This window comes from Rhodococcus sp. G-MC3 (genome assembly GCF_030063335.1).
In the GTDB taxonomy this organism is placed as follows: Bacteria; Actinomycetota; Actinomycetes; order Mycobacteriales; family Mycobacteriaceae; genus Rhodococcoides.
The window spans coordinates 1-16268 of the sequence record NZ_JASISW010000008.1 but is presented as its reverse complement, the minus strand read 5'-3'; the positions used below and the strand labels follow the sequence as shown (position 1 = coordinate 16268).

At 63.6% G+C, this 16268-nt stretch carries 17 protein-coding genes and 1 riboswitch; of the genes, 13 read left to right on the top strand and 4 right to left on the bottom strand.

Features of this window, described 5'->3' with window-relative positions; translation table 11 throughout:
* Window positions 1–32 precede the first annotated feature (32 nt).
* The 3 genes from QMK17_RS10705 to QMK17_RS10695 are packed head-to-tail and all read left to right on the top strand — an operon-like array spanning window position 33 to window position 3052.
* Window positions 33–854: a glutaminyl-peptide cyclotransferase gene (locus QMK17_RS10705; protein ID WP_283508922.1), complete on the top strand. Its 822-nt coding sequence runs from the start codon at window positions 33–35 to the stop codon at window positions 852–854.
* 44 nt (window positions 855–898) lie between these two features.
* Window positions 899–2536, top strand: coding sequence for an MFS transporter (locus QMK17_RS10700; RefSeq protein WP_283508920.1), 1638 nt, complete (start codon window positions 899–901; stop codon window positions 2534–2536).
* Complete coding sequence (locus QMK17_RS10695; protein WP_283508918.1) at window positions 2537–3052, top strand: DUF2771 family protein; 516 nt, start codon at window positions 2537–2539, stop codon at window positions 3050–3052.
* A gap of 91 nt (window positions 3053–3143) precedes the next feature.
* Here QMK17_RS10695 and QMK17_RS10690 read toward each other — a convergent pair whose 3' ends face one another.
* Window positions 3144–3557, bottom strand: a complete 414-nt coding sequence (locus QMK17_RS10690) for a cold-shock protein (RefSeq protein ID WP_283509308.1) — start codon at window positions 3555–3557, stop codon at window positions 3144–3146.
* A gap of 142 nt (window positions 3558–3699) precedes the next feature.
* On the opposite strand from QMK17_RS10690, the gene QMK17_RS10685 reads away from it, so the two are divergent.
* The 3 genes from QMK17_RS10685 to QMK17_RS10675 all read left to right on the top strand — a co-directional run bounded on the left by QMK17_RS10685 (window position 3700) and on the right by QMK17_RS10675 (window position 5425).
* Window positions 3700–3918, top strand: a complete 219-nt coding sequence (locus tag QMK17_RS10685; protein ID WP_283508916.1) for a hypothetical protein — start codon at window positions 3700–3702, stop codon at window positions 3916–3918.
* A gap of 29 nt (window positions 3919–3947) precedes the next feature.
* Window positions 3948–4322 carry a YccF domain-containing protein gene (locus QMK17_RS10680; protein WP_283508915.1) on the top strand — a complete coding sequence of 125 codons (375 nt, stop codon included), beginning with the start codon at window positions 3948–3950 and terminating at the stop codon, window positions 4320–4322.
* Between the two features lie 291 nt (window positions 4323–4613).
* Window positions 4614–4803: riboswitch (cyclic di-AMP (ydaO/yuaA leader) on the top strand.
* A 7-nt stretch (window positions 4804–4810) separates the two neighbouring features.
* Window positions 4811–5425 (top strand): transglycosylase family protein, encoded by a 615-nt coding sequence (locus tag QMK17_RS10675; protein WP_283508914.1) that lies wholly within the window; start codon window positions 4811–4813, stop codon window positions 5423–5425.
* A gap of 80 nt (window positions 5426–5505) precedes the next feature.
* On the opposite strand, the gene QMK17_RS10670 is transcribed toward QMK17_RS10675, so the two are convergent.
* Complete coding sequence (locus QMK17_RS10670) at window positions 5506–5694, bottom strand: hypothetical protein (RefSeq protein WP_283508912.1); 189 nt, start codon at window positions 5692–5694, stop codon at window positions 5506–5508.
* Window positions 5695–5755: 61 nt separating this feature from the next.
* Here QMK17_RS10670 and QMK17_RS10665 point away from each other — a divergent pair, with 61 nt between their 5' ends.
* The 3 genes from QMK17_RS10665 (at window position 5756) to QMK17_RS10655 (ending at window position 10555) form a co-directional block, all read left to right on the top strand.
* A complete protein-coding gene (locus tag QMK17_RS10665) occupies window positions 5756–8026 on the top strand; it encodes a helicase-associated domain-containing protein (protein ID WP_283508911.1) in 2271 nt (756 codons plus the stop codon).
* Window positions 8027–8165: 139 nt separating this feature from the next.
* Window positions 8166–9821: a DNA repair helicase XPB gene (locus QMK17_RS10660; RefSeq protein WP_283508909.1), complete on the top strand. Its 1656-nt coding sequence runs from the start codon at window positions 8166–8168 to the stop codon at window positions 9819–9821.
* A 65-nt stretch (window positions 9822–9886) separates the two neighbouring features.
* Window positions 9887–10555 carry a DUF3239 domain-containing protein gene (locus tag QMK17_RS10655; RefSeq protein WP_283508908.1) on the top strand — a complete coding sequence of 223 codons (669 nt, stop codon included), beginning with the start codon at window positions 9887–9889 and terminating at the stop codon, window positions 10553–10555.
* Window positions 10556–10562: 7 nt separating this feature from the next.
* On the opposite strand, the gene QMK17_RS10650 is transcribed toward QMK17_RS10655, so the two are convergent.
* A complete protein-coding gene (locus QMK17_RS10650) occupies window positions 10563–11555 on the bottom strand; it encodes an LLM class F420-dependent oxidoreductase (protein WP_283508906.1) in 993 nt (330 codons plus the stop codon).
* Window positions 11556–11653: 98 nt separating this feature from the next.
* Between QMK17_RS10650 and QMK17_RS10645 the strand changes: the two genes are divergently transcribed.
* Window positions 11654–12598, top strand: coding sequence for a sigma-70 family RNA polymerase sigma factor (locus QMK17_RS10645; RefSeq protein ID WP_283508905.1), 945 nt, complete (start codon window positions 11654–11656; stop codon window positions 12596–12598).
* Here the strand turns inward: QMK17_RS10645 and QMK17_RS10640 are convergent.
* Window positions 12540–13127: a carboxymuconolactone decarboxylase family protein gene (locus QMK17_RS10640; RefSeq protein WP_283508903.1), complete on the bottom strand. Its 588-nt coding sequence runs from the start codon at window positions 13125–13127 to the stop codon at window positions 12540–12542. The two genes, QMK17_RS10645 and QMK17_RS10640, sit on opposite strands and share 59 nt — an antisense overlap.
* Window positions 13128–13205: 78 nt before the next feature.
* On the opposite strand from QMK17_RS10640, the gene QMK17_RS10635 reads away from it, so the two are divergent.
* From QMK17_RS10635 to QMK17_RS10625, 3 genes are read left to right on the top strand one after another with little or no spacing between them, the layout of a single operon-like run.
* On the top strand, window positions 13206–14378 hold the full coding sequence (locus QMK17_RS10635; RefSeq protein WP_283508902.1) for a pyridoxal phosphate-dependent aminotransferase: 1173 nt from the start codon (window positions 13206–13208) through the stop codon (window positions 14376–14378).
* Window positions 14379–14386: 8 nt separating this feature from the next.
* A complete protein-coding gene (locus QMK17_RS10630; protein ID WP_283508901.1) occupies window positions 14387–15403 on the top strand; it encodes an AraC family transcriptional regulator in 1017 nt (338 codons plus the stop codon).
* 18 nt (window positions 15404–15421) lie between these two features.
* Window positions 15422–15805: a VOC family protein gene (locus QMK17_RS10625; RefSeq protein WP_283508900.1), complete on the top strand. Its 384-nt coding sequence runs from the start codon at window positions 15422–15424 to the stop codon at window positions 15803–15805.
* Window positions 15806–16268: the final 463 nt, after the last annotated feature.

The following is a 16268-nucleotide window of genomic DNA, read 5'->3' as shown; positions in this document are numbered from 1 at the left end:
AACCGCCCAGTTCGGGCTGCCATGATGGGCCGATGACGGCTTCCCAGCGCTCGCGACCGGCCTTGCTGACACCGGTCGTTGTGACATCGGCTCTGGTTCTCGCGGCCTGCTCGTCCTCGCCCGCAGCACCTACCGACGAGGCCGCCGAGCGTCTCACCGCCAGCGTGGTTCGCACACTGGCGCACGACACGTCGTCGTTCACCCAAGGCCTCGAGATTTCCGGCGACACTCTGATCGAGAGCACAGGACGGAACGGTTCTTCTCACGTTCGAATCAGTGACCTCGATACCGGATCCGAACTTCGCCAGGTCGACCTCTCCGAGAACTACTTCGGAGAGGGGATGACCGTCGCCGGCGACACCATGTGGCAGATCACCTGGCGAGACGGCGTTGCTTTTGCACGCGACCCCGAGACGCTCGCGGAGCGGCGTCAGGTCACCTACGACGGCGAAGGGTGGGGAATTTGCGCCGACCCCGACACCGGCCTTGTGATGAGCGACGGGTCCTCGACGCTGACGTTCCGCGACCCTGTGACGTTCGAAGAAACGTCCACGACCGACGTCACGCTCGACGGCACGCCGTTGGAAAATCTCAACGAGCTCGAATGCGCCGAGGACGGTTCGGTCTACGCCAACCTCTGGCAGAGCTTCGACATCGCTTGTATCGATCCGAAGACCGGGGTGGTGACGGCTGTGATCGATGCGCGACCGCTGTGGGATTCGATGACGTCCGGCGAGCGGTCAGGGGCTGATGTGCTCAACGGAATCGCACAGATCCCTGGTACGGACCACTTTCTGGTGACGGGAAAGCTGTGGCCAACAATGTACGAAGTGAGGTTCACAACGCCGAAGTGAGTCGGTGTTCTCGTGTGCCGAAGATTTAGGACAGAATTGATCTCGTGACCGACCCCAGCAACTCCGACGCCTCTCCGGGTGAGGACCACCCTGGGTTCGCCAACTATCGCCCAGCTTCCCGCGCCGCGAGTCGGCAATCACCCCTGCCGCCCCTGCACCCCACGCAGGCCCTTCCGCCCAGTCAAGCCCTTCCGCCCGCAGGCAAGTCGCAGGGCCCCAAACCGCCGCCGATGCCCCGCAAGCTCACGGTCACCCGTGTCGCGGCGATGCGGAGCCGCGAACTCACGGGCAAGGGAATTGCGAAGTTCCAGCGAGCCGCGAAGGCAGACGGTGCCGACAAGTCAGGTCTCACGGCACTGACGTACGCGACGATGGCGAACTTCGCCTCCGATGCCGCCATCGCCGTTGCGCTCGCGAACACGCTGTTCTTCTCTGCCGCAACCGGCGAGGACAAGACCAAGGTGGCGTTGTATCTCGTCATCACCATTGCACCGTTCGCCCTCATTGCCCCGCTCGTCGGTCCGATGCTCGATCGGCTGCAGCACGGGCGAAGAATCGCCCTGGCGTCGTCGTTCCTGCTTCGCACGGTTCTCGCCGTCGTTCTGGTCTTCAACTTCGACAGCTGGGTCCTCTATCCGGCGGCGCTCGGCATGCTCGTGTTCAGCAAATCCTTTGCTGTCCTCAAAAGTGCGGTGACGCCTCGCGTGCTTCCTCCCGAAATAGACCTCGTGCGCGTCAACTCCCGTTTGACGGTGTTCGGGTTGATCGGCGGGACGATCGTCGCAGGCGGCATCGCCGCGGGAATCGCGTTCCTGGCAGGTTCGCCGGGCGCACTGTGGTTCGTCGTCGCCATCACGGTGTTCGGCGCGTACTTGAGCATGCGAATACCAGCGTGGGTCGAAGTGACCGAGGGCGAAGTGCCCGCGACTCTGAGTTATCACGGTGACGACGGCTATCGCGGCGACGACGCCGAGACCGAGGTGATCAGGCGCAGCAAGTCTGCCGACACCGCCGCGAGCGCCCCCGCGAAGTCACGCAGACAGCCACTGGGCAAGGCCGTCATCATCGGGCTCTGGGGCAACGGGACGATCAGGGTCCTCACCGGCTTCTTGACCTTGTACGTCGCATTCGTCGCGAAAGCGCAGACCGACCACGAGCCGATCAAGCAGGCCGCAATGCTCGGACTCGTCGGAGCGGCTGCCGCGATCGGCAACTTCTCCGGCAACGCTGCGGGTGCCCGCATCAAGTTGGGCAGGCCCGCGATCGTCGTCCTGCGGTGCACTACGGCAGTCACCATCGTCGCCATCGTCGCCGCGATCACCGGCAGTTTGCTGACGGCGGCTCTCGCAGCACTCGTCGCGTCCGGTGCGAGTGCGCTGGCCAAGGTCTCGCTCGATGCGTCGCTGCAGTCAGATCTTCCGCCGGAGTCCATCGCCTCGGGGTTCGGGCGGTCCGAGACGGTCCTGCAGTTGTGCTGGGTACTGGGCGGAGCGCTCGGGGTATTGCTGCCGACGGAGTTCTGGCTCGGTTTCACCGTCGTATCGGTGGTGCTCACGCTCGGACTCGTGCAGACCTATCTGACCTACCGCGGTAAGTCACTCCTCCCCGGCTTCGGCGGCAACCGCCCCGATCACGCGGAGCAGGAAATTCCAGACGCGACAACTCGATATAACGTGAGCTAAGTGAACCTCGCACCGAAGACCAAGAAGATCGTGGCGATCGGCGCAGCCGGCCTCGTCGTCGTGGGCGTAGCTTTCGTCGCCGTGCTTGCACTACTGATTCGCGACGCCCCGTCGCACCGACCAGCGATTACCGCATTCGCCGATGGCAACACCGTCGTCGTGGAGCCCTATCTCTATTGCCCGGTCGAAACTCCGCTGTGCGACAGCGACGGCAGCAGCGCGCGAGTGCCGGTACGCGAAGGCCACCCGCTGCAGCTCTCGCTGCCGAACGAAGTGACCTCGGCGCCGTGGATTCTGGCAGCGGTGTACGCCGACAACAGCGGCGGAGCCGTCGAATCGGACACATTGTTCCTGCCCGACGAACGGGTCAGCCTGACGATTCCGCCGGTCGACGACGATGGACGCGACCTCCTCGGTGTCGAGATCCGCCTGCCGTCAGGTGTCATCGACTCCGACACCCAACAGGAAGAAATCATCAGCCACGCGATCTGGTCCATCGCGACTTCGCCGGTGTAAGCACGACTTATCGGCATGAATGGACCATCGCGAAGGCTGGACGGCTGCAATGGTCCATTCATGCTTACGGGCGGACTGACAAAAGCCGAAACTAGCTGTCGAGTTCCCTGGCGACGGCCCGCACGACCTCGGAGATCTTCTGCGCGGTCTTGCGGTCCGGGTACTTGCCCTTGCGTAGGTCCGGCTGAATGGTCGCTTCCAACAGCGTGATCATGTCCTCGACCATGCCGTGCAGCTCGTCGGGTGTGTGCTTGCGCTCGACCGGCTCGCGGCGGTTCGCTGTGTTCTGCCGCACAGTAGGAGCTGGTTCGAGAACCTTCAGGCTCAGAGCCTGAGGTCCACGACGCCCCGCAGCCATGCCGAACTCGACGCGCTGGCCCGCCTTCAAGCCCTCGACACCAGTCGGGAGAGCTGAAGAACGGACGTAGACGTCCTCGCCTTCCTCCTGCGACAGAAAGCCGAATCCCTTGTCGACGTCGTACCACTTCACCTTGCCGGTAGGCACTGCGCTCACCCGTCCATTTGTCTCGGTTCGTCCTGATTACACAAATATTCGCGCCCTGCACGGTCGGCAGAACGCGAATACGTAAGTCTAGCGCGCAGGGAGCGTGCAAAGCACGTCGGTTAACGGCGCTACCGTGGACACCGTGACCGATCAACGACGCCGCACCGGCTCTGCTCTCCTGCGTATCGCCCTTGCGATCTTCGTAACCGGGCTGCTGGCCATCGCCGCCATCTTCGTGGTGCCCGCCGTCAACGGCGATCAGCCGCCCCTGTGGCTTTATCTGACTGCAATGATCGCCGCACCCCTTGGATTCGTGCTGGCGATAGTGTTTGCACTGATGTCCGGCAGGCGGGCCCGATAGCCCGCACACCACAACCACGAGGGACCGACATGCGAGTGATCTTGAACATCATCTGGCTGATCTTCGGTGGATTCTGGCTCGCACTCGGGTACTTCGCAGCAGGGATCATCTGCTGCATCCTCATCGTCACCATTCCGTTCGGAATCGCGTCGTTCCGCATCGGTGTCTACGCACTGTGGCCGTTCGGGTACACGGTCGTCGAGAAACCGACCTCCGGAGTCGCCTCGATCCTCGGAAACGTCGTCTGGGTAATCGTTGCGGGCATCTGGTTGGCCATCGGACATGTGGTATCAGCCGTTGCGATGGCCATCACAGTCATCGGCATTCCGTTGGCGATCGCGAACCTCAAGATGATCCCGATCTCGCTGATGCCGCTCGGCAAAGAGATCGTCGAAGTTCCGTAATCCTGCGATCAGTCCCTCCAGCCACTTCAGCCCCACTCTGGATTGGTGTGACTTCAATCACATAACAACCGGATAACGGAAGCGCAACGAGCAAGCGTCACCCGCGCTGCGACGCCACTAGCAGCAGGTTCGTTCGTTACCCGAAATCGACGGCAATCCCGCACTCGCAAGCCGCAAAAAAGCAACAGTTACCAAATGGTGACACTTCGCCATGTGTCCATTACGGTCGTGCACGGCTGAGAAACTTCGGCCGATCCCGATCCCGCAGCGCCAAACCTCGTCCCGCGGATATCGGAACCCTCGACGAACACCCAGGGGACGAGGACGGGGGACCCACACGTCCTCTCGGATAACCGGAACGCTCTGCTCAGGCAGAACATTCCTTGAGGTTAAGCCCGACTGTCCTCCGGGACCGTTGGGCCGGGCTACCTCTCAGCCCGAACCCGACAGCTGACCTCGCAGGCGCCAGTGGAGAGGATTCAACTCGTATGAGCGGACGTCATCGTAAGCCGACCACCACCGGCCGAACCGTTGCCAAGGTTGCCGTCACCGGCGCGATTATGGGCACAGCGGGTATCGCATTCACCGGTACCGCCAGTGCAGCCCCCGATTCCGACTGGGACCGTCTCGCCCAGTGCGAAGCAGGCGGTAACTGGGGAATCAACACCGGCAACGGATTCCAGGGAGGCCTGCAGTTCTCGCAGAGCACCTGGAGCTCGCACGGCGGCGGTCAGTACGCAGCCAGCGCCAACCAGGCCAGCCGCGAAGAGCAGATCGCAGTCGCCGAGAAGGTCCTCGCATCGCAGGGTTGGGGCGCGTGGCCTTCCTGCTCCTCCAGCCTTGGTCTGAGCAGCTCGCCTTCCGAGCGCAGCGTGCCTGCCTCGCCGCAGTCCGCTCCCGCCGCTCCGAAGCTTCCCGACCTCACCAGCATCCCGACGGTCGACGGCACCTCCGAGGTCATCGACGGCATCACCAGCGCCGTCCAGACGATGACCAACGATCCGCAGATCGCCAGCCTCATCCAGAACGCGACGCAGGGTATCCAGCTCGATCCCCAGGTCGTCAACTTCTACCAGGCCAACAAGGCATTCCTGCCCCAGTAAGTCTTTCGCCTGTACGAGAAAAGCCCCCGAGTGATCGGGGGCTTTTCTCGTCTGTACAGACGTGGATGGAGTTGTAGTTGTCAGCGATTGACGACGGTCACCGGGTGGGCATAGAGCAACTGTTCGACCGGCAACGGGAACTCGGTGTCCTCGCCGTAGGGCGACAACCCTCCCGCGCGTGTGGCCGCCAATTCGCTCACCGCATGGTCACCGCGCGCGGTCTCCGGCCAGCCTGCATCGACGTAGGGCTTCTTCGACTTGTTCACCATGCGCCCATTTTGGCACCTGCACTGCGGCATGCACCAGCCCAGGTCACTAATCTGGGAGCCGATGACCGAAAAACATGCACCACCGGACCTCGCCACGTGGCTGTCCTCCCGTACCGATACCGAGCTCGTCGGTACTTTGACGCTACGACCCGACCTGACCGTGCCTCCCCCGTCGACCATCGTCGTACTGGCCGGGAGAGCGGAGCAGCGTGCGTCGATCCTGCGCAGCGCCGACTCGCTCGATACGCTCGCGTTGACCATTCTGGAGTTGCTGGCCATCGAGGGCGCCCACGAGATGCCGGTGACGCGTGCACAACTGGATGCGATGATCGGCAAGCGCGCAGGCGTCAAAGCCGTCGACAAAGCACTCTCCGCTCTGCGTGAACGTGCACTGGTCTGGGGTACCAGCAGTCTTCGGATGACACCCGCGGCCCGCGATGCCGTCCCGTGGCGAATCGGCCGCATCCTCGACTCCACCGAAGGACTGACGCCCGAACGCATCACCGAGGCGCTGGCGAGTATCGACGACGGTGCACGAGGACTCCTCGAGACCCTCGTGCGATCGTCCCCCACCGGACGTACCCGAGACGCTGCCCCCGGCACGCCCGAAGATCGACCGGTGCAAAAGCTTTTGCGCGCAGGGTTGCTGATCTGGCTCGACGAACAAACCGTCGAACTTCCTCACCAGGTCGGCCAGGCCCTGCGCGGCGAACCGATCTCCGACCCGACGGCACTCGCACCGCCGAAACCGTCGACCACCAAATACATCCTGTCCGATGTCAACGCAGCCGCAGCGGGAGAGGCACTCGAGCTCATTCGCCATTGCGGTTCGATCATCGAGGCGCTGTCCGCGGCTCCTGCCCCGGCGCTGAAGGCAGGTGGGCTGGGCGTACGCGAACTCAAACGGATCACCAAGGCCACCGGCCTGGACGAGTCTCAGGTGAGCTTGCTCGTGGAACTGTTGGCGGCGGCCGCGTTGATCTCGAGCGGTACTCCTGACCCGTTGCCCTCGAACGATTCGGGTGAGGACTACTGGGCCCCGACGACGGCAGTCGACGCCTGGATCGCGGCAACCCCGGCTGCTCGGTGGCACGCCCTCGCTTCGGCGTGGCTGGAACTGCAGCGGGCACCGTGGCTTATCGGGATGCGTGACCCCAACGACAAGCCGGTAGCAGCGCTCTCCGAGGAAGTTCGGTCGCCTGCCGCGCCGCGCGACCGCCGTGCCATCCTCGAATATCTCGCCGAACTCACCTCCGGCACCGCGACCACTGCAGCGGACATCTCGCGCGGCCTCGCCTGGAGGCGGCCCCGATCTGCCGCGAGGTTCACTTCACGGCCGGTCACCAGGATGCTCGCCGAGGCCACCACCTTGGGTATCGTCGCCCGCGGGGCGCTCTCGACTCCAGGCAAGGCACTGCTACACGGCGGCGACGCCGAGGCCGCAATGCGTGACGCGTTGCCCTCACCCATCGACTACGTGCTGCTGCAGGCCGATTTGACGCTCGTGGCGCCCGGCCCCCTTGAGCCGGATCTGCACGACCGAATCGAACTCGTCGCCGACGTCGAGTCCGCAGGAGCGGCGACGATGTATCGCATCACCGAGAACAGTCTCCGTCGAGCACTCGATGTGGGAATGAGTGCGGCCGAACTGCAGTCGCTCTTCGCGACACACTCGCGCACTCCGGTTCCGCAGGGGCTGTCGTATCTGATCGACGATGTGGCGCGCCGACACGGGCGACTGCGCGCAGGCGTGGCGTCGTCGTTCGTTCGATGCGAGGACCCGGCCCTGCTGGCCGAGGTGTTGGCGTCGGGGGCAGCCGAACAGCTGGCGCTGCGCGCGCTCGCTCCGACCGTCGCGATCTCGCAGGCATCGCTCGCCGAGGTGATGAACGTGCTCGGCGCCGCCGGGTTCGGGCCGGCAGGCGAGGATGCAAACGGCGCGATCGTCGATCTGCGCAAGCGAGGGGCCAGAGTTGCGCTCCGCCGTACCAGGGCCCACTACCGACACCCGGCCGTGCCGACCGACGTGCAACTCGGCCGTCTCGTGACGGAACTGCGGGCAGGTGAACGCGCGTCGAAGGCAGGCGGGCAGCCCGTGCGCTCCGATGGCACCCGGGCCACGGGCACCGCCACGATGGCGCTGCTGCAGACGGCACTCCGAGTGAAACGAAGCGTCACCATCGGGTACGTCGATGCCCAGGGGACGGCTTCGCAGCGCGTCGTCGACCCCGTCGGAGTCGGGGGCGGTCAGCTCGACGCGTTCGACCCCGCGACCGGTGAGGTCCGCCGGTTCACGCTGCACCGCATCACCTCGGTCGCACTCGTCGAGTAGGCGCTCCCGCGCATGTGAGTGCGAATACACACCAGGGTGTGTATTCACGCTCACATGCGCCGATGGCGTCAGGTGTGGACAATGGAGAAGTTGCGCACTTTCGGGCGCGACGATGCACGAAGTTCTCTAGGAGGAACCAGTGACCGACGGACCCTTGATCGTCCAGTCCGACAAGACGCTGTTGCTCGAGATCGACCACCCGCAAGCCGGGGCCGCTCGCGGTGCCATCGCTCCGTTCGCGGAGCTCGAACGCGCCCCCGAGCACGTGCACACCTACCGCATCACCCCACTGGCACTGTGGAACGCCCGTGCGGCCGGGCACGATGCCGAGCAGGTGGTGGACGCACTGGTGAACTTTTCCCGCTATGCCGTGCCGCAACCGTTGCTCGTCGACATCGTCGACACCATGGCCCGCTACGGACGCCTTCAGCTCGTCAAGAGTCCTGTGCACGGTCTCGCGCTGATCAGTCTCGATCGCGCGGTCCTCACCGAGGTCATGCGGCACAAGAAGATCGCCCCGATGCTCGGCGAGAAGGTAGACGAGGACACGGTGATCGTCCACCCGAGCGAGCGCGGGCACCTCAAGCAGATGCTCTTGAAGATCGGCTGGCCCGCCGAGGACCTCGCCGGCTACGTCGACGGTGAAGCTCACCCCATCGAGCTGGACACCGAGGGCGGCAAGTGGACCCTCCGCGACTACCAGGAGATGGCGGCCGACTCGTTCTGGGCAGGCGGCTCGGGAGTCGTCGTGCTGCCCTGTGGGGCAGGCAAGACGATGGTCGGTGCCGCGGCGATGGCCAAGGCGAAGGCGACGACACTCATTCTCGTCACCAACACCGTCGCTGGTAGGCAGTGGAAGCGCGAACTGATTGCACGAACCTCGCTCACCGAAGAAGAGATCGGCGAGTATTCGGGCGAGCGCAAGGAAATCCGTCCTGTGACGATCGCCACATATCAGGTGATCACTCGTCGAACCAAGGGTGAGTACAAGCACCTGGAACTGTTCGACTCCCGCGACTGGGGTCTGGTGATCTACGACGAGGTCCATCTCCTCCCGGCACCGGTTTTCCGCATGACTGCCGATCTCCAGTCGCGTCGACGCCTCGGGCTCACTGCCACGCTGGTACGTGAGGACGGCCGCGAGGGAGACGTCTTCTCGCTCATCGGACCCAAGCGTTACGACGCCCCGTGGAAGGACATCGAGGCGCAGGGCTGGATTGCGCCCGCCGAGTGCATCGAGGTTCGCGTGACGTTGACCGACGCCGAGCGCATGGCCTACGCCGTCGCCGAGCCGGAGGAGCGCTACAAGCTCTGCTCGACGGCCCATACCAAGGTCGCTGTCGTGAAGTCGATTCTGGCCCGGCACGAAAACGCTCCGACGCTGGTGATCGGGGCCTACCTCGATCAACTCGACGAGCTCGGTGAAGCGCTGAATGCCCCGGTGATTCAGGGTTCGACCAAGAACAAGGAACGCGAAGTGCTGTTCGACGCCTTCCGAAAGGGCGAGATTCAGACGTTGGTGGTCAGCAAGGTCGCCAACTTCTCCATCGACCTCCCGGAAGCATCGGTGGCAGTGCAAGTTTCAGGAACCTTCGGGTCGCGCCAGGAAGAAGCACAGCGCCTCGGCCGACTACTTCGGCCGAAACACGATGGCGGACAGGCACACTTCTACTCGGTCGTGTCCCGAGACACCCTGGACGCCGAATATGCTGCGCACAGGCAACGATTCCTCGCCGAACAGGGCTACGCATACCGCATCACCGATGCCGACGACATGCTCGGACCGGCTATTTGATCTTGGTTCCGATCGCGGACAGTTGATTTACCTCAGGGTTCCGGGATCGTGCTACTAATGAGCGTGTGCGCCCATTCCAGTTTTCTGTCGATGTAGCCCACGCCAAGTCGGTGAACGAGACGATGGCCGACGTGCGGCGGCTTCGTGCCTCGGCCATTGTCACCGCGGTGATCCTGCTCGCGGCCGCAGCATGGTTCTTCTGGTTGGCCCATCCTTGGTCCTACATCCTCGGGGCTGTCTTCCTCATCACCGCCGCAACCTCCTTGTGGGTCACCGTGTGGGCACCACGGAAGATCGGCTCCGTGGAGGATCTGTATGCGAAGGGCAGCCTCGTTCCTGCGGTGATCGCCGAGACACGGGCACGCGGAGTGACGTTGCTGGCCCTGATCGATATCGCCAAACCCGGCGCCGAGGGTCCCCATTACGCGCTCGTCACCCGAAGCATCCGCTCGCTACCCGGCCACGAACTGGTCGAGGGAGAATTGGTGCCGTCGATCTCGGTACTCACCGACCGCAGCAAGAACACCATCGGCGACACCTGGCAGATGGTCTCCCCCATGCCTATCGCATGGGGAACGACCGATCATGCGGTGATCGAACGTGCGACCGCAGAGATCAGCGAAGACGAGTGGGCTCTGCTCGTCGCAAACATCGGCCTGTCCGAGAAGGTTCGTGAGGCCGAGAACCAACAGTTGATGGTCAGCCCTCACGACCTTCCGGACGACCTCCAGTAGAACGAATTCAGGCTCGCGAAAGCGCCGGAACGACTTCTTTCTCGAACAGTTCGATACCCGAACGATCGTATGCTGCTTCGGGGAAATAGAAGATCCCGTAGTCCAGACCTTTGTCCGTCAACTTCCTCAGATTCTCGATGATCTGCTCCGGGGTTCCGACGCCGGGCAGATCGCGGAATGCGCCGAGAGCGCCTTCTGCTTTTTCTACTCCGATGTATGGCGTGAGGCGATCCTTCAGCTGCTTCAGCCGATCCTCGACCTCGGCTTCGGTGTTACCGATCGCAACGTTGTAGTTGGCCGAGCGGACGATGGCGTCGAAATCGCGCCCGAGCGTGTCGCAGTGCCCCTTCAGCAGATCGGACTTGCGGGTGAAGCCCTCCAGGGTGCCGTCGAAGTTGGTGTAGTCGGCATATTTGGCGGCGATCTTCAACGTCACCTTCTCGCCTCCGCCAGCGATCCAGATCGGAATTCCACCGTCCTGCACAGGCTTGGGCCAGCAGCGTGCACCGTCGACTTGGTAGTACTTGCCGTTCAGGGTTGCAGAACCGGTCTCCCATGCCTGCTTGAAGATCTGAACACCTTCGTCGAGGGCGCCCAATCGCTCACCGCCGGAGGGAAACCCGTAGCCGTACGCGCGCCACTCGTGCTCGTACCATCCTGCTCCGATTCCCATATCGACCCGGCCACCGGAAATCAGGTCGACCGTTGCGGCAACCTTGGCCAAGTACGCGGGATTGCGGTAGGCCATTGCCGTGCACATCTGGCCGAGGCGAATTGTGGACGTCGATGCCGCGAATGCCGACATGAGCGACCATGCTTCGTGCGTCGCTTCTTCGGTCGGCTCGGGGACGGTATGAAAATGGTCGTACACCCACAGTGATTCCCACGGTCCCGAGTCCGCGGATGTCGCGAGATCTCGCATGACGTTCCACTGGTCGGAGGGGTCGATACCGACGAGGTCGAGTCGCCAGCCTTGAGGAATGAACAGTCCGAATCGCATGGCTGCGACGATACCTCCGACGAGTGAGAACAATCATGGCTCCGAAGTGGGCTCCGTAGTGAGCTGCTTAGTGAGCTGCGGGCCTACACTTGCCGACCATGAGCACACCGGCGTCGCTCGCGGAGAGTTTCCAGTCCCACCGCAGTCACCTCCTCGCGGTCGGATACCGAGTGACCGGCAGTGTCGCCGACGCCGAAGACGCGGTTCAGGAGAGCTGGCTTCGGCTCGTCGGCGCCGATCCCTCCGCCATCACGGACCTGCGTGGATGGCTCACCACCGTCGTGGCCAGGATCTGTCTCGACCGGCTCAAATCGGCAGCGTCCAGACGTGAAACCTATATAGGACAGTGGCTTCCGGAACCCATCGTCACGGCGTGGAACTCACCGTCTGCCGATCCACTCGACGTCGTGGTGCAGAGCGAAGACGCCAGGCTCGCCGCTCTCGTCGTTCTGGACTCCCTCTCCCCGCCTCAACGGGTCGCGTTCGTGTTGCACGACGGCTTCTCGGTCCCGTTCGACGACGTCGCCTCCATCCTCGACGTGAGCACGGCGGCGGCACGGCAGCTCGCGTCCCGAGCGCGCAAACAGGTCGATGCCACGCCCTCGCCTGTCACCGATCCCGAGCACGACGCCGCCGTGACGCGGCTGATGGCAGCGATGGCGAGCGGCGACGTCGGCCTGGTGGCGCAAGCCCTGCACCCTGATTGCCGCATGATCGGCGACAGCGGAGGAACCACCCGCACCGCGGCCCAGATTGTTCGGGGCCCGGACAAGTGCGCCCGCTTCTTCCTCGGACTCGTCGGCATGTACGGCGTCGACATTTTGGGATCGATGAGCCCTGCCTCGGTCAATGGCCAGCTGGGCTATGTCACCCCCGGCGGCGGCGCCGGTCGAACCTTCCCCGCCAGAGCCGGCGGATTCACGGTGCGCGACGGTCTCGTCTGGGCGTCGTACGATTTCGCGAATCCCGCAAAGTCGAGAGGGGTCACAGTGCCGTTCGCTGCCCGTCTTGCCACGGCACCCGGCACGCATCCCCCGAGCTGAAACCCTGCTCGGTGATGCCGAGCGAGGAGTTGATTCGAGCACGCATGTTCTCCAGACCGATCTGATACGTCAGTTCGACCACTCCGGCCCGGCCGAATCTGGCTTCGAGATCGACGACCTGCTCGTCCGTTGCCGTACTCGGGGTCCCGGTCATCGCATCGGCGTACGTGATCGCGGCTCGTTCGGCGTCGGTGTACTTCGGTGACGTCGCGTAGGCCCCGATCTCGCGGAGGCGATCGATGTCGAGACCGTCGAGTCGCTGCATCATCGTCCCGAAGTCCACGCACCACGCGCAGCCGAGCGTCCATGCAACCCGGTACACCGCAAGCTCCCTGACACTGACGGGCAGCCTGGTCGACGCCTTCCCCACCGCTAATTCCTGCGTCAACGAGGCGAAGAAGAGTTTTGGGTGATGCGCGAACACAGCGAAGGGCTCGGGGACCTCGCCCACCATTTTCGCTGCAGCTCTATAGGCCAACCTGACGAGTATCGGAGCATCGGCCGGGGCGAGAGGTGGGATTCGCGACATGTCTTCTCCTCTTGTAGTGGATTGCTACTGCATGGACGAGACGCAGGTTCGGAACGTGACACCAGCTACGCTGCAAGAATGTCCGCGGAGCAACCGAGCCGAACAGTGAGGCGCCTACGCCCTTTCGGATCCACGATTTTTGCCGAGATGACGGCACTCGCCATCGCGAAGAATGCCGTCAACCTCGGTCAGGGATTTCCCGACACCGATGGGCCTGCGTCGATGCTGGCAGCCGCGCAGGACGCGATTGCTTCCGGCTTGAACCAGTACTCCCCCGGACCCGGCATGCAGGTGCTGCGCGACGCCGTCGCCGCTGATCGCGCTCACCGGTACGGCACCGACTACGACCCCGCCCGTGAGGTGCTCGTCACCGTCGGCGCCACCGAAGGCATTGCCGCAACCATTCTCGGGCTCGTCGAACCGGGCGAGGAGGTGCTGCTGATCGAGCCGTACTACGACTCGTACGCTGCCGCGATCGCCCTTGCCGGAGCCGCGCGCGCCACGGTCCCTCTCGTCGCCGACGGTTCGGGCTTCGCACTGGATCTCGATGCACTCGAACGTGCCGTCGGACCGAATACGAAACTGCTCGTGGTGAACTCGCCGCACAACCCGACCGGGACGGTGCTGACGCGGGACGAAATGATCCGCATCGCCGAGATCGCCTGCGAGCACGACCTTCTGGTGCTTACCGACGAGGTCTACGAACGCCTGGTGTTCGACCGTCGCGAGCATGTTCCGCTTGCCTCGCTACCCGGAATGTTCGAGCGAACCGTGACGGTCTCGAGCGCCGCCAAGACGTTCAACGCGACCGGCTGGAAGACTGGATGGGCCTTGGGGCCAGCGGAACTGATCGATGCCGTGCGTTCGGCCAAGCAATTCATGACATTCGTCGGCGGCACACCGTTTCAGCCTGCGGTTGCGCACGCACTCGCGTACGAAAGCGCGTGGGTCGAGAACCTGCGCGAGCAATTGCAGACCAAGCGCGACGTACTGTCCTCCGCTTTGACCGCGGCCGGGCTCGACGTGAAATCGAGCGGTGGAACATATTTCGTGTGTGCCGATATCGCCGGTCTCGGAGAGAGGGACGCACTCGCGTTCTGCCGTGCCCTGCCGGATCGCATCGGCGTGGCCGCTGTACCGGTGACAGCCTTCGTCGACCATCCAACTCCGTGGAAGACGTTGGTGCGCTTTGCTTTCTGCAAGAAGGACGACGTGCTGGCCGACGCGTCCGACAGACTGCTGACGTTGTAGGACGTACCATGGCCGCTAGAACGATACCCGTCGATTTCGTTGTGAAGGCTGTAGCGCTTGCCGCAAGCGGTGGCCTCGAGCTGTCGTATCCCCTGTCGATCGCAGGAATCGACGCCGAAACGTTGAACGATCCCCATGCCCGGCTCACAGCCGAGCAGGTCACCTTGTTCACTCAGGCGGCGTGGCAGATCACCGACGACGAGTTTTTCGGATTGGCGTCGACACCAATGCGGCGCGGCAGTTTTCGCGTCATCTGCCTGACGCTCATTCACACACCGGACCTTGCCACGGCAATGAGCAGGATGGCGGAGTCAACCCGTGTGGTATCGGGAATGCCGCCGATGCTGATCACCCGCGGCGAGACCACGACACGGTTGACGGTCCCACCCGCCGACAACAGTCACCTGCCCGAGCAAGCGCGCGAAAAGGCCGGTCAACTGCTTACCGACTTTCGGATGGTGCTCGTCCATCGTTTTGCAGCATGGCTCATCGGCGGTCGGGTGAAACTGCACTCCGTCGAATTGCCCTACCAGATGGAAGACCCGGCAACCGGCAAGCTGTACGACCGAATGTTCGGCACCCGAGTTACTTTCGGCGCATCGGCGGCCGTGCTCGAATTCGACAACTCAGCGATGCGGTTGCCGATCGTTCAGACCGAGGAGACCCTCGCGGACTACCTCCGGCAGTCGCCGAATCTACTGTTCACCGCGCGTGACTACGACAGCACAGCCTCGAGCCAGGTACGACGAGCGCTGGAACTGGGACTGCACGGAAATGCACCAGGTACCGACGATATCGCAGAGATGTTGTCCGTCAGCACCGCTCACCTTCGGCGCCTGCTGAGGCAAGAAGGGACGTCGGTCAACCAGATCCGCGAGGATGTGCTGCGTGACGCTGCCGTCTCCGGCTTGAGCCGCGGGGATTCGATCGACGAGCTCTCCAACAAGCTGGGCTTCTCGGAGCCGTCGGCATTCCGGCGGGCGTTCAAACGATGGACCGGTCAAACGCCGGGCGCATACCGATGAGCCCGCTATGGTGGGCCGGTGGCACCGGTCCACCACTTTCAAGTCACCTACGACTGCGCAGATCCTGAGCGGGTGGCTCATTTTTGGAGCGAGGTGCTGGGGTACGAGGTACCGCCATCCGCCGAGGGTGATGCGTCATGGTCCTGTTGCGTCGACCCGTCCGGCCCGCGCCTTTACTTCCAGCGCGTCCCCGAGGGCAAGGTCGCCAAGAATCGACTTCACCTCGACGTGCGGGCAGGCACCGGCCTCGCCGGAAAGGAACGACTGGCGACCCTGGAGGCCGAGTCCGCACGAGTGGTCGCATTGGGGGCAGTACAGGTTCAGATATTGCTCGCCGACGAGGACAACGAATCCTGCATCGTGATGCGGGACATCGAGGGCAACGAGTTCTGTCTCGACTGACCGGATCGTACTGTGAAGGACCGAATTCCGTCGGTGTCGACGCCGCTGCCGGCGGCGGTCAGTCGCATCGCCATGGTCTCCGAAGGCGCGGAAGGCATCGGGGTTGCATCACCCGCAGTGAAGCGACAGCACACACGGTGTGTGCGAGATTCATGACGCCTCGAAACTCCGGGAAGTTCTGTTTCCAGGGCTGCTGATCGAATTTTCTGCGAGTGCCGTTCGAGTCGAACATCATTGGACAGATCCCGAGACAACAAACCTTGCACTCGAACATACGTTCGACTACTGTAGTTCGTATGGAACAGCCGGGGGGCTCCGCACACATTCGATCCGAGGCAGACGCTGCCGCCTCGGAATCACTCGCACGCCTCGCCGACGCCCGCCGCGCCGAGAACATCACCGCCGCAACCGTCATCCACGAACTGCACGAGCTCACCGAAATCCGGATGGCAGCAGAAATGGA

Coding starts and splice junctions, on each gene's coding strand:
- QMK17_RS10705 (WP_283508922.1), top strand. CDS start 33: ATGACGGCTTCCCAGCGCTCGCGACCGGCCTTGCTGACACCGGTCGTT.
- QMK17_RS10680 (WP_283508915.1), top strand. CDS start 3,948: ATGCGAGTGATCTTGAACATCATCTGGCTGATCTTCGGTGGATTCTGG.
- QMK17_RS10675 (WP_283508914.1), top strand. CDS start 4,811: ATGAGCGGACGTCATCGTAAGCCGACCACCACCGGCCGAACCGTTGCC.
- QMK17_RS10670 (WP_283508912.1), bottom strand. CDS start 5,694: ATGGTGAACAAGTCGAAGAAGCCCTACGTCGATGCAGGCTGGCCGGAG.
- QMK17_RS10665 (WP_283508911.1), top strand. CDS start 5,756: ATGACCGAAAAACATGCACCACCGGACCTCGCCACGTGGCTGTCCTCC.
- QMK17_RS10650 (WP_283508906.1), bottom strand. CDS start 11,555: ATGCGATTCGGACTGTTCATTCCTCAAGGCTGGCGACTCGACCTCGTC.
- QMK17_RS10645 (WP_283508905.1), top strand. CDS start 11,654: ATGAGCACACCGGCGTCGCTCGCGGAGAGTTTCCAGTCCCACCGCAGT.
- QMK17_RS10640 (WP_283508903.1), bottom strand. CDS start 13,127: ATGTCGCGAATCCCACCTCTCGCCCCGGCCGATGCTCCGATACTCGTC.
- QMK17_RS10635 (WP_283508902.1), top strand. CDS start 13,206: ATGTCCGCGGAGCAACCGAGCCGAACAGTGAGGCGCCTACGCCCTTTC.
- QMK17_RS10630 (WP_283508901.1), top strand. CDS start 14,387: ATGGCCGCTAGAACGATACCCGTCGATTTCGTTGTGAAGGCTGTAGCG.